8 protein-coding genes are annotated in these 13,698 nt (G+C 47.0%); all 8 read left to right on the top strand.

The window, feature by feature from the left end:
• The first annotated feature begins 40 nt into the window (after positions 1-40).
• The 8 genes from J2Z28_RS25025 to J2Z28_RS25060 all read left to right on the top strand — a co-directional run bounded on the left by J2Z28_RS25025 (position 41) and on the right by J2Z28_RS25060 (position 13,616).
• Positions 41-3,727 carry a dynamin family protein gene (locus J2Z28_RS25025; RefSeq protein ID WP_211084723.1) on the top strand — a complete coding sequence of 1,229 codons (3,687 nt, stop codon included), beginning with the start codon at positions 41-43 and terminating at the stop codon, positions 3,725-3,727.
• 324 nt (positions 3,728-4,051) lie between these two features.
• Positions 4,052-5,824 (top strand): ABC transporter ATP-binding protein, encoded by a 1,773-nt coding sequence (locus J2Z28_RS25030; protein ID WP_211084724.1) that lies wholly within the window; start codon positions 4,052-4,054, stop codon positions 5,822-5,824.
• Positions 5,821-7,671, top strand: a complete 1,851-nt coding sequence (locus tag J2Z28_RS25035; protein WP_211084725.1) for an ABC transporter ATP-binding protein — start codon at positions 5,821-5,823, stop codon at positions 7,669-7,671. Before J2Z28_RS25030 ends, J2Z28_RS25035 begins: the two co-directional genes overlap by 4 nt.
• 216 nt (positions 7,672-7,887) lie before the next feature.
• A complete protein-coding gene (locus tag J2Z28_RS25040) occupies positions 7,888-9,522 on the top strand; it encodes an AraC family transcriptional regulator (RefSeq protein ID WP_211084726.1) in 1,635 nt (544 codons plus the stop codon).
• Positions 9,523-9,653: 131 nt separating this feature from the next.
• Entirely contained in the window at positions 9,654-10,643 is a 990-nt protein-coding gene (locus J2Z28_RS25045) for an ABC transporter substrate-binding protein (RefSeq protein ID WP_211084727.1), read from the top strand.
• Positions 10,644-10,705: 62 nt separating this feature from the next.
• Complete coding sequence (locus J2Z28_RS25050; protein WP_211084728.1) at positions 10,706-11,728, top strand: NAD(P)/FAD-dependent oxidoreductase; 1,023 nt, start codon at positions 10,706-10,708, stop codon at positions 11,726-11,728.
• Between the two features lie 252 nt (positions 11,729-11,980).
• A complete protein-coding gene (purT, locus tag J2Z28_RS25055) occupies positions 11,981-13,168 on the top strand; it encodes a formate-dependent phosphoribosylglycinamide formyltransferase (protein ID WP_211084729.1) in 1,188 nt (395 codons plus the stop codon).
• Positions 13,158-13,616, top strand: coding sequence for a GNAT family N-acetyltransferase (locus tag J2Z28_RS25060; RefSeq protein WP_017687788.1), 459 nt, complete (start codon positions 13,158-13,160; stop codon positions 13,614-13,616). Before purT ends, J2Z28_RS25060 begins: the two co-directional genes overlap by 11 nt.
• The last annotated feature ends 82 nt before the right edge of the window (positions 13,617-13,698 follow it).

Genomic DNA, 13,698 nt, shown 5'->3' on the forward strand with positions numbered 1-13,698 from the left:
AACGGATGTCAAATTAGAGGAGCCAGGGGGAAGGCCAGTCATGTCCAGAACAGATTACCCAAAAGAAATGGCCAAACCTCTGCTTCCGCTGCGTGAAGCGATGGAGCAGACAGGGGACCATACGGCTGTACAGGCTATAACGGATTTAATCAGCAAGGCGGAAATGAAACATCTGACGATTGCGTTCTGTGGTCATTTCTCTGCAGGCAAATCGAGTCTCATCAACAGTTTATGCGGTAAGCGGGTGCTGCCTTCAAGTCCCGTTCCAACAAGTGCAAATGTGGTATCCATACGTAATGGTAAGCCAAGAGCGCTTATTTATACTACTCCAAACGTAAGCGCTGACAATGGAACAGGAACACTTGAAGTTTCTCCAGAGGAATTGGAGGCGTATTGCAAAAATGGTGGAGCTTACAGCTCGATTGAGGTATGGGATGATATTCCTCTGCTGAAAGATGATGCTGTTCTGCTGGATACACCAGGTGTGGATTCAACAGATCGGGGCCACAGTCTCGCGACCCATTCCGCGCTTCATCTGGCGGATGTGGTGTTCTATGTCATGGACTATAACCATGTCCAGTCCGAGACAAATCTTTCATTTGCCAAGAGTCTGTCGGATTGGGGCAAACCGTTGTTTTTGATCGTGAACCAGATCGACAAGCATCGGGAGCGTGAGCTCTCTTTTGACGAATATACCGAAGGTGTCGAAGCTATATTTGCGGCCTGGGAAGTCAGATATGACGGACTGTTGTTTACTTCCCTACGCGACAAGCAGCATCGCTACAACCAGTGGGATGTGCTTCCGGATCTCATTGGACACATGATGCAAGAGAAGGAAGCGTTAATTACGCACAGTTTGGCAAGTTCGGCTAGTCATGTAACGGAGCAACACCTGACGAGAGAAGCGGAGAAACGCGAGGATGAAGAGAATTCCCTGCTAGATGAGATCGGTGGCAAGGAAGGAATTGAACGTTTGGAACGAGAGCTGGAGCTTCTCGATCAACAAGCAGCAGACATTCGTACCGGACCTTCGCGAGTGCGCGAGAAATTCCGGGCAGAGCTGGAGCCTCTTCTGGCAAATGCAAATCTTACTCCTGCGGATATTCGTGCGTCTGCTGCCGCCTATTTGGAGAGCCGCAAACCAGGTTTCAGAGTAGGTTTATTGTTCTCAGGTGGCAAAACCGAGCAGGAGAAACAACGGCGTGCTTCTGAACTGGTAAGACTGTTACAGGATCAGGCTTCCGGACAAGTTGAGGTACATATTCGTACGATGCTTAGGCAGCTGGGTGAATCCCATCAGCTATGGGGAGCGGAGTGGGAGCAGGCACTTAATACAGAGCTGCCTGCTGTAGATGAAGCACTATTGGATATGAAACGCAGTGCCAGTGCAGAGGTATCTCCAGAGTATGTGATTCAATTCAGTAAAGATGTGCGGGGCGAGATTGAGGCCCGCTATCGCAGGTCGGCCATGATGCTGGCCGACCGCATGCTGGAAGCGCTGGGCGCGCGAGGCGAAGCCGCGCTCCAGGCGCTGGACGCCAGCCGCGCAGCGCTGCTGGCGCAATCCGCTGCGGCGGCGCGCTACACGGCGCTCCAGCGCAGCGCCGCCGCAGAGGCAGCAGGGCTGCGCAGCCTGCTGCCCCATGCGGGCCCCCTCCCCTCCGGGCTATTGCCGGAGGTGAAGGGCCCGCACGTGCCCGCGGTGCCTGAACCGGGCGAAGCTCCCGGTTCGCATGCGGGCACGTCAATGTCTGTGGCTGCGCAGCCACAGACGCCAGAGGCACCGCCGGCGCAGCGCGCAGTCGCAGCGGCGGTGCCTGGGCCATCGGCGGCGGCTGGTGCTGAACGCCGCCGACGCCTGGACGCAGCAGCGGCACGGCTCGAAGCCGCTGCTGCGCTGGTAGAGCCGTACCCCGCCATGGGGTCGGCGGTACGGGATCTGCGTGCACGCGCGGCTTCGCTTGCGGGCGGCACGTTCACTCTGGCGCTGTTCGGAGCATTCAGCGCCGGCAAATCCTCCTTCGCCAACGCGTTGCTGGGCGAAGCTGTACTACCCGTCTCGCCGCATCCAACAACTGCGGCGATTAACCGGATCATGGCTCCTGCCGGGGGCGCGGAGCATGGAACAGCCCGGGTCCGCATGAAGACCCGGGACGCCTTCCAGGAAGACCTGGGCTATTCCTTCCGTTTGCTTGGACTGGGTGAGCCTGGAGCGGAGTGGCAGAAGCGAGTACGCTCCCTCTCACCACAGGATGTACATCCGGCGGGACGTCCGCATTACAGCTTTTTACAGGCGGCAGCAGCTGGCTGGGAAGAAACAGCGGACCAGTTAGGTCAGGATGTGCTGGTGGATCTGGACGGTTATCGTAACTTTGTCGCAAACGAGAAGAAGTCCTGTTTTGTAGACAGTATCGATCTCTATTACAGTTGCGATGTGACTGAACAAGGCATTGTATTGGTAGACACACCAGGAGCGGACTCCGTGAATGCGCGTCATACGGGTGTAACCTTCAATTATATGAAGAATGCGGATGCACTCATTTTTGTAACGTATTACAACCATGCTTTCTCCCAAGGAGATCGACAGTTCCTGAATCAGTTGGGACGTGTTAAAGATAGTTCTGCCATGGATCAGATGTTCTTTGTCGTGAATGCCAGTGACTTGTCTTCCTCTGAGGAAGAACTGGAGCAGGTTCTCGATCATGTGAGTACCCAACTGCGCAGTAATGGAATTCGGGCACCACGACTCTTCCCGGTATCCAGCATACTGGCGATGGAAGGCAAGATGGCAGGTGATTCGAAGCTGCTTGAGCAATCCGGTTTTATCCGTTTTGAGGAAGAGTTCAACCAATTTGCAGGCAGAGAATTAGCCGATCTTGCTGTAGGTGGAGCTTCCGAAGAGATGGCACGTGTCATTCAGCGGCTGAAGAAGCGTGCGGAAGATGCGGCTCAGGGCGAGGAAGTATTGCAGCAGCGGCGGGATGAATTGGAGACGATCCAGGGACAGTCACGCCAGCGCATACAGCAACTTGCAGCAAGATCCATGAAGGAAGAATTGTCACAGGAAACAGCAGAATTGCTCTTCCATGTGCGGCAGCGACTTGCCTATCGTCTTGGTCTATTCATGGCAGAAGCATTCCATCCATCCGTACTTCGGGAGGATCGAGGCAATCTGAAGATGGCTTTTGCAGCCTGTGGACGTGAACTGTTACGTATGATTGCCATTGAACTGGAGCAGGAACTGCTTGCTACCACCCTCAGACTTGAACAGGCAGGTCAGACCTGGCTGATGAAGCAAGTTACGGATTGTATAGACGAGGTGAGACAGTTATCTGGAGGCGTGGATGTGTCACTGCCACTGAACGAACGCTGGAGTACACCTGTGCTTGAAGAAGTTCGTCTGGAAGAACCGTCTGGATGGAAAAGCTATTTGAATTATTTCCGCAATCCGAAACAGTTCTTCGAAGGGGATGGACGTCAGCGGTTACAAGAGGCACTTGATCCTGTCCTCAAACAGATGATCATTGAAGTTCTTCCTGCTGCGCAAGACAAACTGATTCAGTTTTATGACAACCAGCTCTGTCAATCCTTGCAACACCAATCCCGTCAGTTGGAAGAACGTCTGGACGAGGCGGTAAGTGGAATTCAAGATACACTGGAGAGCGGAATTCCGGCGGAGCAATGGACCAGCTTGTCTAACCAACTGGAACAGATTGAACGCAGTTAAACTCACGGCATAACACGTATTCTCTGGAAGTCTTTGTAAAACAAAATGAATGATACAGCAACACATTGAAAATGTTGCGAAAATCAACCCAAAAAGGCCCCTGCCGAAAAGGTATATAGGGAGCCTTTTTTTGGTACGAACAACCTGAAATAAAGAGAATATTCAAACATTTGATTGAAAGGTGGGTATTTACCTTCGTTAATGCGTCAATAAGCTGAAAGCAGGCAGAATATGGTCTGTTATTCGCTTTGCCGCGAATGGGGTACGGTGATAAACTTCATAAATGTTCATAGTATTTTTGAACGACATAAGAGGAGGAGAAACATGGATGTTCTTAGGCAACTGCAAACCTTTTTTTGGGAAAAGCGAACATATTTATTTGGTTCAATCTTGTTCCTCGCCTTAGCGACCGCACTTGGGTTAGTGTATCCGTACATGCTGAGGATACTGATTGATGACATCATTGTTCCGCGAACTTTTGAAGACGTTCCCATAATTGCCTTGACTGTGTTAGGTGTAGTTATTTTGAAAGCGGGAATGCAGTTTTTACACGGCTTTTATGGAGGACGCTTGGGTAACTTCCTGGCGTACAGACTTCGTAATGCATGTTACGAAAAGCTTCAATTTTTATCCTTCCGTTATTATGATACGGCCAAGACTGGTGATCTGATGTCTCGCCTCACGGGAGATTTGGAAGCCATCCGTAACTTTATCGGATTTGGTTTCGCCCAGATTCTTAACATGGTTTTCATGGTCGTATTTGGCGCAATCATGATGATGACCATGAGTTGGCAGCTGACGCTGTTCACACTCATATGCATCCCATTACTTGCCTTCGTTGCGCTGAGATTCGAATCCAAAATTCACCCTGCGTTTCAGGAGATGCGGCTGGCGCTTAGTTCACTGACAACAGCGGTACAGGAGAATATCACTGGCGTACGTACGGTAAAATCCTTTGCACGTGAGCCATATGAAGTGGAGAAATTCTCCATACGAAATGAGCGTTACAAGACAAATCAGATTCATGCTGCAACATTGTGGAGTCGCTATTTTCCGATCATGGAGATTCTTGCTTCGGTGAGTATCGTTCTGTTGCTGGTGATCGGTGGAAGAATGGTTATACAGAAGACGCTGACACTCGGTGAACTCGTTGCCTTTTTCAGTTTGATCTGGTACATAATCGGTCCAATGTGGAACCTTGGGTTCCATATCAACAACTATACGCAATCCAAAGCTTCAGGTGAACGGGTGCTCGAACTGCTGAATACGCCAGTGGATGTGGAAGAAACGCAAGATCCAGTCATTGTGGAGGCAGACCAAGTGAACGGCCATGTGACATTTGAATCCGTTACCTTTGCCTACGGCAACAAAATGCCAGCAGTAACCGATATTAACTTTGATGCTACACCCGGTTCTGTAATCGGTTTCCTCGGGGGAACAGGGTCAGGTAAATCGACCATCATTCAGCTTCTGATGCGTGCCTATAACGTGAACTCGGGAACGATTAAGCTGGATGGCAAAAACATTAAAGACATAGGCATCCGCAGTTTGCGGAGTCAGATCGCTTCTGTTTTCCAGGAAACATTCCTGTTCTCATCCAGCATTCGCAATAATATTTCCTACGGACTTAAGAATGTCACCACGGATGAGATTATCCGTGCAGCCAAGCTGGCCAAGGCTCATGACTTCATTATGGAGTTCCCGGACGGATATGACACAGTGGTTGGTGAGCGCGGCATGGGATTATCGGGTGGACAGAAACAGCGGATTGCGATTGCAAGGGCTTTGCTGAAAAATCCAAAAATTCTGGTACTTGATGATGCAACCAGCGCCGTGGACATGGAGACAGAACACGAGATTCAGTCCGGTTTCCAGGAAGTTATGCGCGGCAGAACGACATTTATTATTGCACACCGTATATCTTCACTACGACATGCAGATGAGATTCTGGTGCTCGATGAAGGCCGCGTGGTACAACGTGGCAAACATACCGAACTCATTGAAGTGCCTGGACCATATCAGGATGTTTATAAAATTCAATATGCAGATTATATTGCCCGCGGTAAGCGGGAGGCTGGGGAGCAGGTGAATTCATGAGTGCCGAAACGATAGCAGACAGGCGCGAGGCAAAAGTGGCCTCTGAGAAGAAACTGAATGAACGCTTTGTGTATCAGGATGATGAAATTATTGAAAAACCGTTTAACTGGAAAGAATTTGGACGTTTATTTGCATACATGAAACCTTATGCGAAACAACTGTTGCCACTCGTGATTCTAATGATGATTCTGGGTACCATTACGAAATTATCCGTACCTTTTCTGATCAGTCTGGCGATTGACCGGGCCATCGCACCGGCCACAGGGTTACCAAGTATGACTATGCTTTATTGGATTGCTGGCTCTATATTATTCTTGTATCTCGTTCAATGGGCTGCCAACACGTACCGGATCAAACTGACGAACATTATCGGACAGCGCGTTATTTATGATCTACGCTCGGATCTGTTCAAGCATATCCAGAAGCTGTCCTTTAACTTTTTTGACAAAAGACCGGCAGGTTCGGTACTGGTGCGTGTTACGAATGATATTAACTCCCTTCAGGATCTTTTCACCAATGGTGCAGTTAACGTCATGATCGACTGCGTACAGCTGCTCGGGATCATTGTGATCTTGCTGTTGATTAACTGGAAACTGGGTCTTGCCGTGATCATTACGGTGCCAATCATGTTTATTATCTCGACCAAACTGCGGGTGCTGATCCGCCGTGCTTGGCAGGATGTGCGCATGAAGAACTCTCGTATTAACTCCCACTTGAATGAATCCATTCAAGGGATTCGAGTGACTCAGGCTTACACACAGGAAAAAGAGAACATGAAGTATTTTGACAACATGAATCTGTCCAGCAAAAAGTCATGGGATAGAGCATCAGCGATGAACCAGGGCTTCGGACCGCTGATTGAGATTACAGGCGGTTTTGGTACATTGATTCTCTTCTGGTTCGGTGCCTATCTGATTCAACAGGATCAGTTGACCGTGGGATTACTTGTTGCCTTTGCCAACTATGTCGGTAACTTCTGGGACCCAATCAACCGTCTGGGACAGATGTACAATCAGTTGCTGGTTGCAATGGCATCATCGGAGCGTATCTTCGAATTCATGGATGAAAAACCAAGTATTGCGGATAAACCAGGTGCCAAGCCGCTTCCTTCTATTAAAGGAGATATCGCATTCGAAAATGTTGTGTTCGAATACGAGAAGGGCAGACAGGCGCTGAAAGGAATCAGCTTCTCGGCGGCAGCGGGACAATCGATTGCACTTGTTGGTCATACGGGCTCAGGTAAAAGTACGATCATCAATCTGATCAGTCGTTTCTATGATATATCCGGCGGACGTCTCACCATTGACGGACAGGATGTGCGGGATGTAACGGTAGAGAGTTTACGCAGCCAGATCAGCATTGTATTACAGGATACCTTCATCTTCTCGGGTACGATTCGTGACAATATTCGATTTGGGCGACTGGATGCAACGAATGAAGAGGTGGAGGATGCAGCCAAAGCAGTCAATGCACATGAGTTCATCATGAAGCTGCCTGGCGGATATGATACCGAAGTAGAGGAGCGCGGGAACGTATTATCCATGGGACAGCGACAATTGTTATCCTTTGCCCGTGCGCTGCTTGCTGATCCACGCATATTGATTCTGGATGAAGCTACAGCCAGTATTGATACGGAGACAGAGCTTAAAATCCAGGAAGCGTTGAAGGTGCTGTTGCAGGGAAGAACGTCCTTTATGGTCGCTCACCGTCTCTCAACGATCCGGAATGCAGATAACATTATCGTCCTGGATCATGGTGAAATTAAAGAAGAGGGCAACCATGAGCAGCTTATCCAAAAACAAGGCGTGTATAATGGATTAATAGAAGCTCAATACAGATTTTTGTGATGAAACCTTCGGACGCCTGTGAAGCGTCTGAACACATATGAACTTATAACACTCTGGCGTTCTATAGCCTGATCCTTCAATAATAAGTGCATCTTATTCATTGAAGACAGGTTAGAGGATAGCCGGAGTGTTTTTTTTATTCGTTAGTGTGGTATGTTATATTTTTGAAGAATGAAATCAATACAATCGTTCATGGCTGGAGGGAGATCAACGCAGATGGACAACAACGAAATAAATTCAAAGCATTTGGATCACCTGGATCATATGAATTTTAGGCTCCTTTACGTGAATTATACGAGTGATCCTGCGACGGAGTGGCTTCTGAGGAAACACTTCATTGAAACATACATGTTATTATTTGTAGCCAGTGGGCAAGGGTGGTTAAAGATAGATGGCAGTTTCATTGAATTAAAGGCGGGCGGACTGTATGTAGGCTTCCCGGGGCAGCTGGTTGAGGCAAATGTGCATTCGTTGGATGAACGAGGCGTGTATCACATGAGTTTTGATGTCATGTACGCACTGGAGCAGGAGGGTGAAAGAGCCCTGGATATGATGAAACAACTTTTGCGTAATGAAGTGAATGGTGAGGTCACCTCATCTTCACCCGTTGCTGTTGGCGTGATCTGTCAGATGATTTACCACCATACATTGAAGAAGGATGGCTTGCAACGGTACTATGGTCAGATCCGTTTTCAGGAACTGCTGTATACCATGTTTTACGACGGAGCCTATGCAGAAAAGACGGATCTGACTTCACCGATTGAACATGTTAAGGCCTATATGGAGCAGAATTACGCGAAGAGATTAACCATCGAGAAATTAGCAAATGTGGCACGAATGAGCTCTCGACATTTCATGCGTTTATTCAAGAAAAGGTATGGTTATAGTCCAGTGGACTATTTAACGCTATATCGAATTAAACAAGCCCAGATCTTAATGAGAAATGATCACAGTTATCGACTCAAGGATGTGGCATCGTACGTGGGTTATCAGGATGAGACGTATTTCCGGCGTAAATTCAAGCAAATCTCTGGCATTCCACCAGCAGCGTTTATACGTAATAGCAAACAAAAAATTGCTGCAATTCATTCTGTAAGCATTGGTATACTGCTTGCATTGCAGATCATTCCCTGTGCAGCGCCAGCAAGTCATCCATGGACATACTATTATAGACGTAAATATGAAACGGACAAAGTTATGCCACTCGCAGAGAGTGAGACCACTTGGCTGGAACAGCTTCGATTAGTTAAACCTGATTATATTATTACGATTGGGACAGAGTCTGAGTCTCTGAAAAGTCAGCTTCAATCCATTGCTCCTGTGTGTGACTTCCCTTGGGAAAAAGGTGATTGGAGAGAACATTTGAGATATGTTGCAAGCTTTTTGGACAGGTCGGATATTGCAGAGGTGTGGCTTCAAAGATATGAAGAGAAGGCAAAGATCATTAAGAATCAGCTTACAGATTTCATACGAAAAGACAGGCTGGTTGTACTCAAAGTTCATGGTGAAGCGTTGCAGATGTTAGGCCCAAGGAGCATTGCTTCCGTTTTTTACGTTGATATGCAAATGGAGGGTCCCGAAGGGGTTGAGACTTATTGGGAACGGGGCACAGTGACCATTAAGGAGCTATCTGTTCTCAACGTGGAAAGAATATTACTGATTGTGGGTGATGATGAGACATCCAGGCAGACATGGTCTGCTGTGCGTAAGTCTGAAGAATGGCTTGAGTTGTTAGCGGTACAGAATGGCAGAATGGATATCCTGTTGTCGAGCGTCCTGCTGGACTACACTGCATTTACCCATGAGCTTATGTTGGATGAAATATTAAAGTTATGGCAAGATCGTCCATAGCAAAAAGTCTGAATAGTCAATATCATACCTGAACATATTTTAATATACTTACTCCTATATCAAATGATAATGATAATTATTATTAATTAGACGTTGTCATAACTAAATGCCATATAGGGGGTACATAAAGAATGAGATTCAGATGGTTAACGGTACTATGCACCATGATGTTGGTGCTCATTATTTCGGCTTGCGGTGCAGCGGGGCAAGATGAGGCTACGAGCGAAGGTCAGAAGACTGGTTCTGCCAATACATCCACAACAGAAACAAGTCAGGTAAAAAAAGTGACTACCAAGATGGGAGAAATTGAAATCCCGGTTGAACCACAAAGAGTAGTGGGTCTGTCCCTTGTATATCCTGAGTTTTTGTATGCACTTGACATCGTACCTGTTGCTGTGCAGAACTATCACGAGGATCATCCTTCTTATTTGGAAGAGCCATTCGCGAATACCATGAAAATGGGCATCGCACGAACGCCGAATTTTGAAGCGGTTATGGAGACAATGCCTGATTTGATTATAGCTCCTGACTGGTGGTCCGAAAAGGATTATGATCAGCTTTCTCTGATTGCACCGACTGTACTTCTTCCACAACGTGATGATTGGCGGGACGAATTGCGTGATATTGCCAAAATTCTGGACAAAGAAGAACAGGCAGAAAAGGTTATTGAAGATTTGGTAGCGAAGGAAAAAGTTGCAGCCGACAAATTAAACGAGATGATCGGAGAAGAAACAGTTCTCTATATTCGAGTCATGGAAAAAGAAATCGTCCTTCACGGGGAGAACCTTGACCGTGGAAACTTCGTGCACAAGCGTCTGGGTATGAATCCGCTCCCGAATTTCCCGAAAGATCAAGTTGCCATGTCCGTATCCATGGAAGTGTTGCCTGAATACGATGCAGATCACTTGATCGTTCAACTGGATGACGATAAGAATCCTGAAATTAAGAAGAAATTTGAAGAGATGTTGGCAACTTCACTATGGAAAAATCTGAAAGCAGTCAAAAATGATCATGTGTACATGGTTGGTGGTAAAGAATGGCTCAATCTGGGGATGTCTCCACTGGCTGACGAGTATGTTATTGATGACATTGTAGCTGTTTTTGAAGAGAAAAATAAATAAGGCAAACGGTTCATGTTACACATATCTCTAAATTCACTACTAAATAACAGGATGTGTCCAAAATGAATAAGGAAGATATCTATGACTTGACCATCGTCGGAGGCGGACCGGCAGGATTATATGCGGCCTTTTATGCCGGGATGCGTGATATGAGAGTTAAGATCATTGATGGCAAAGACCAACTTGGTGGTTTTCTGCATACCTATTCCGAAAAAACTATTTGGGATGTGGGTGGCCTGCCACCAATGAAGTGTTCAAAGTTGATTGAGTATCTGGTTCAGCAGGCGAATACCTTTAATCCAACGGTTGAATTGAATTGCAAAGTAGATCGGTTCGCTCGACTGGACAACGAGATTTTGGCTCTGTATACTGCTGAAGGCGACATACACTATACGCGTACAATCATTGTCGCAGTAGGCCGCGGTATCGCAGAAATTCAGAAATTGGAGCTTCAGGAGCCGATTCAATATGAACATGAGAATCTTCATTACACCGTGCAAAATCCAGAACATTTTTCCGGGAAGCGTGTGCTCATTTCAGGAGGAGGCAACAGTGCAGTAGATTGGGCAATTGAACTTGCTCAATTTGCACGGAGCGTAGTGGTCGTCCACCGAAAAAATGAGTTTCGTGCAATGGAACGCAATGTTAGCGAGATGAACAATGTAACGGATGTCAGAACACCATATAGCATCACACGGCTTCATAATCATGGTGAACGTATCCATCAGGTTGTAATTACGCATATGGAGAGTCAGGACAATGTATTGTTAGATGTGGATGAAGTCGTAGTTAGTCATGGGTATAAAAGCAATTTGAGTAACCTTGCCAGTTGCGGACTGACTATGGATGATGGAATGGTTCTAATGAGCCAACATGCGCATACGAACCTCCCGGGTATTTTTGCTGCAGGGGATTGTGCAACTCACGATAGCAAAGTCAGACTTATTGCCGGAGCCTTCAACGATGCGGTTTTAGCTGTAAATAGTGCGAAAAAATACTTGACTCCAGATGCTCCCATGATGGCGTACGTCTCCTCCCATAATGAAATTTTCAGAGAAAAAAACAAGCAAATCCCAAGGTTCTAAACTTGGGGTTGGTTTGCTTATTCATGTTCACTGGAATATTAAAATCTGCTGTTTCAACATTTCCTTAATTTTGGGAGGAATGGAAAGGTTGACGAATCTGTAAGCGATAATTGTAAAATTTGATCGAAAAAACACAAAAAATCTTGTAAAATTCACAAGAAAAATAGGGAGCACTCTTGCAATCTTTAACCAAAACCCCGAAAATAGAGAGACAGATATAGAAGATTTCTCTTTGGGAGGATTGGAAAGAACATGTGGGGTGCTCCTTTTACGGCTCAAGCCAAAAAAATGCTGCTACTAGGCAGTGGAGAATTGGGAAAAGAGGTCGTTATTGAGGCCCAACGACTGGGAGTAGAGACGATCGCTGTTGATCGTTATGAGAACGCACCTGCAATGCAGGTCGCGCACCGGTCTTACTGCATCGACATGCTGGATGCCGAAGCTTTGAAACAATTGATCCGTAAAGAAAAACCTCATTACATCGTACCTGAGATTGAAGCTATTGCAACAGAAGCTTTACTGGAGCTTGAGGAAGAGGGATTTTGTGTAGTACCTACTGCCCGAGCTGCACGTCTAACGATGGATCGCGAAGGCATCCGTCGGCTTGCAGCCGAACAATTGAAACTTCCGACAGCTGATTACCTTTTTGCGGACAACCTGGAACAACTTCAGGAAGCCGTACGTGAGCTTGGCACACCTTGTGTCATTAAACCATTGATGAGTTCTTCTGGCAAAGGGCAGAGTGTATGCCGAACACCGGGCGACGTGGAGGATTGCTGGAACATTGCTCTTTCGGGGGCTCGTGGCAAATCCGTTCGTGTTATCGTGGAGAGCTTTGTGCAATTTGACAGTGAGATTACATTACTCACCGTTAGGTCTGTATCAGGCACCGTATTTTGTCCTCCGATTGGCCATATTCAGAAGGATGGGGATTATGTCGAATCCTGGCAGCCCCATGCAATGACTGCAGAGCAATGGCAGCAGGCTTGTCATATTGCCAAATCCGTCACGGATGAACTTGGCGGGTATGGACTGTTTGGAGTGGAATTATTCCTCACATCGGATGGTGTTGTGTTCAGCGAGGTATCTCCTCGTCCGCATGACACAGGTATGGTTACAATGGTGACGCAAGACAGTTCCGAGTTTGCGCTGCATGTACGTGCAATTCTTGGTTTTCCGGTCACAGGTGTACATCTGTTGACACCGGGAGCTTCAGCAACGCTGAAGGCTAATGATGAAACATCTGACTTTACTGTAGGCGGGATTGAAGAAGCACTGGCTCTTCCTCGTACTCAGATTCGTGTATTTGGCAAACCTGAGACCAAAGTAGGACGCCGAATGGCTGTAGCCTTAAGTGTTGGCCAAGATGTGGAAGAAGCTCGTAAAACAGCGGTGCAAGCCGCTAATATGCTGAAAGTGGAGGTAAATCATGTCCAATAATGTTGAGGCCCCTGTACTGATGATCCGAGAGTGTGAGCTACGAGATGCTGAAGCGGTAACGGGACTGATGCGAGAGGTCAGCTATCCGACAACAACCAATGTCATGAAAGAACGTATTGAATGTTTGGAAACCAATCCAAACGCATGCATGCTTGTTGCCGAAGTGGATGAACAAATTATTGGTGTGATTGGCTTGCAATGTGTGCAAAGTCATGCCTATCCAGAACCTGCCGCACAAATTACTTCCCTGATTGTAGGTCAAGAACATCGTGGTGGTGGGATTGGCCGTCGTCTGATGGCTCGTGCCGAAGATTGGGGCAGACAGCAAGGTGGTAAACAACTGTTTGTCACGGGTGCAAACCGTGAAGTGACTTCAACAACGTACTCTTTTTATGAGCACATTGGTTTTCAGAAGAGAGGCTATCGGTTCAGTAAAGTTCTTCTATAGTATAAATAAAGTTTCTTCTATTGCATGGAAATTCTCATTGATATCCTGATCTGCACATTCTGGTGTGGTGAATGATAAATAG

Source organism: Paenibacillus xylanexedens (assembly GCF_017874615.1).
GTDB classification, from domain to species: domain Bacteria; phylum Bacillota; class Bacilli; order Paenibacillales; family Paenibacillaceae; genus Paenibacillus; species Paenibacillus xylanexedens.

Excerpts from the sequence above, each read along its gene's own strand:
- J2Z28_RS25040 (WP_211084726.1), top strand. The coding sequence starts at position 7,888 with ATGGACAACAACGAAATAAATTCAAAGCATTTGGATCACCTGGATCAT.
- J2Z28_RS25050 (WP_211084728.1), top strand. The coding sequence starts at position 10,706 with ATGAATAAGGAAGATATCTATGACTTGACCATCGTCGGAGGCGGACCG.
- J2Z28_RS25030 (WP_211084724.1), top strand. The coding sequence starts at position 4,052 with ATGGATGTTCTTAGGCAACTGCAAACCTTTTTTTGGGAAAAGCGAACA.
- J2Z28_RS25025 (WP_211084723.1), top strand. The coding sequence starts at position 41 with ATGTCCAGAACAGATTACCCAAAAGAAATGGCCAAACCTCTGCTTCCG.
- J2Z28_RS25060 (WP_017687788.1), top strand. The coding sequence starts at position 13,158 with ATGTCCAATAATGTTGAGGCCCCTGTACTGATGATCCGAGAGTGTGAG.
- purT (WP_211084729.1), top strand. The coding sequence starts at position 11,981 with ATGTGGGGTGCTCCTTTTACGGCTCAAGCCAAAAAAATGCTGCTACTA.
- J2Z28_RS25045 (WP_211084727.1), top strand. The coding sequence starts at position 9,654 with ATGAGATTCAGATGGTTAACGGTACTATGCACCATGATGTTGGTGCTC.
- J2Z28_RS25035 (WP_211084725.1), top strand. The coding sequence starts at position 5,821 with ATGAGTGCCGAAACGATAGCAGACAGGCGCGAGGCAAAAGTGGCCTCT.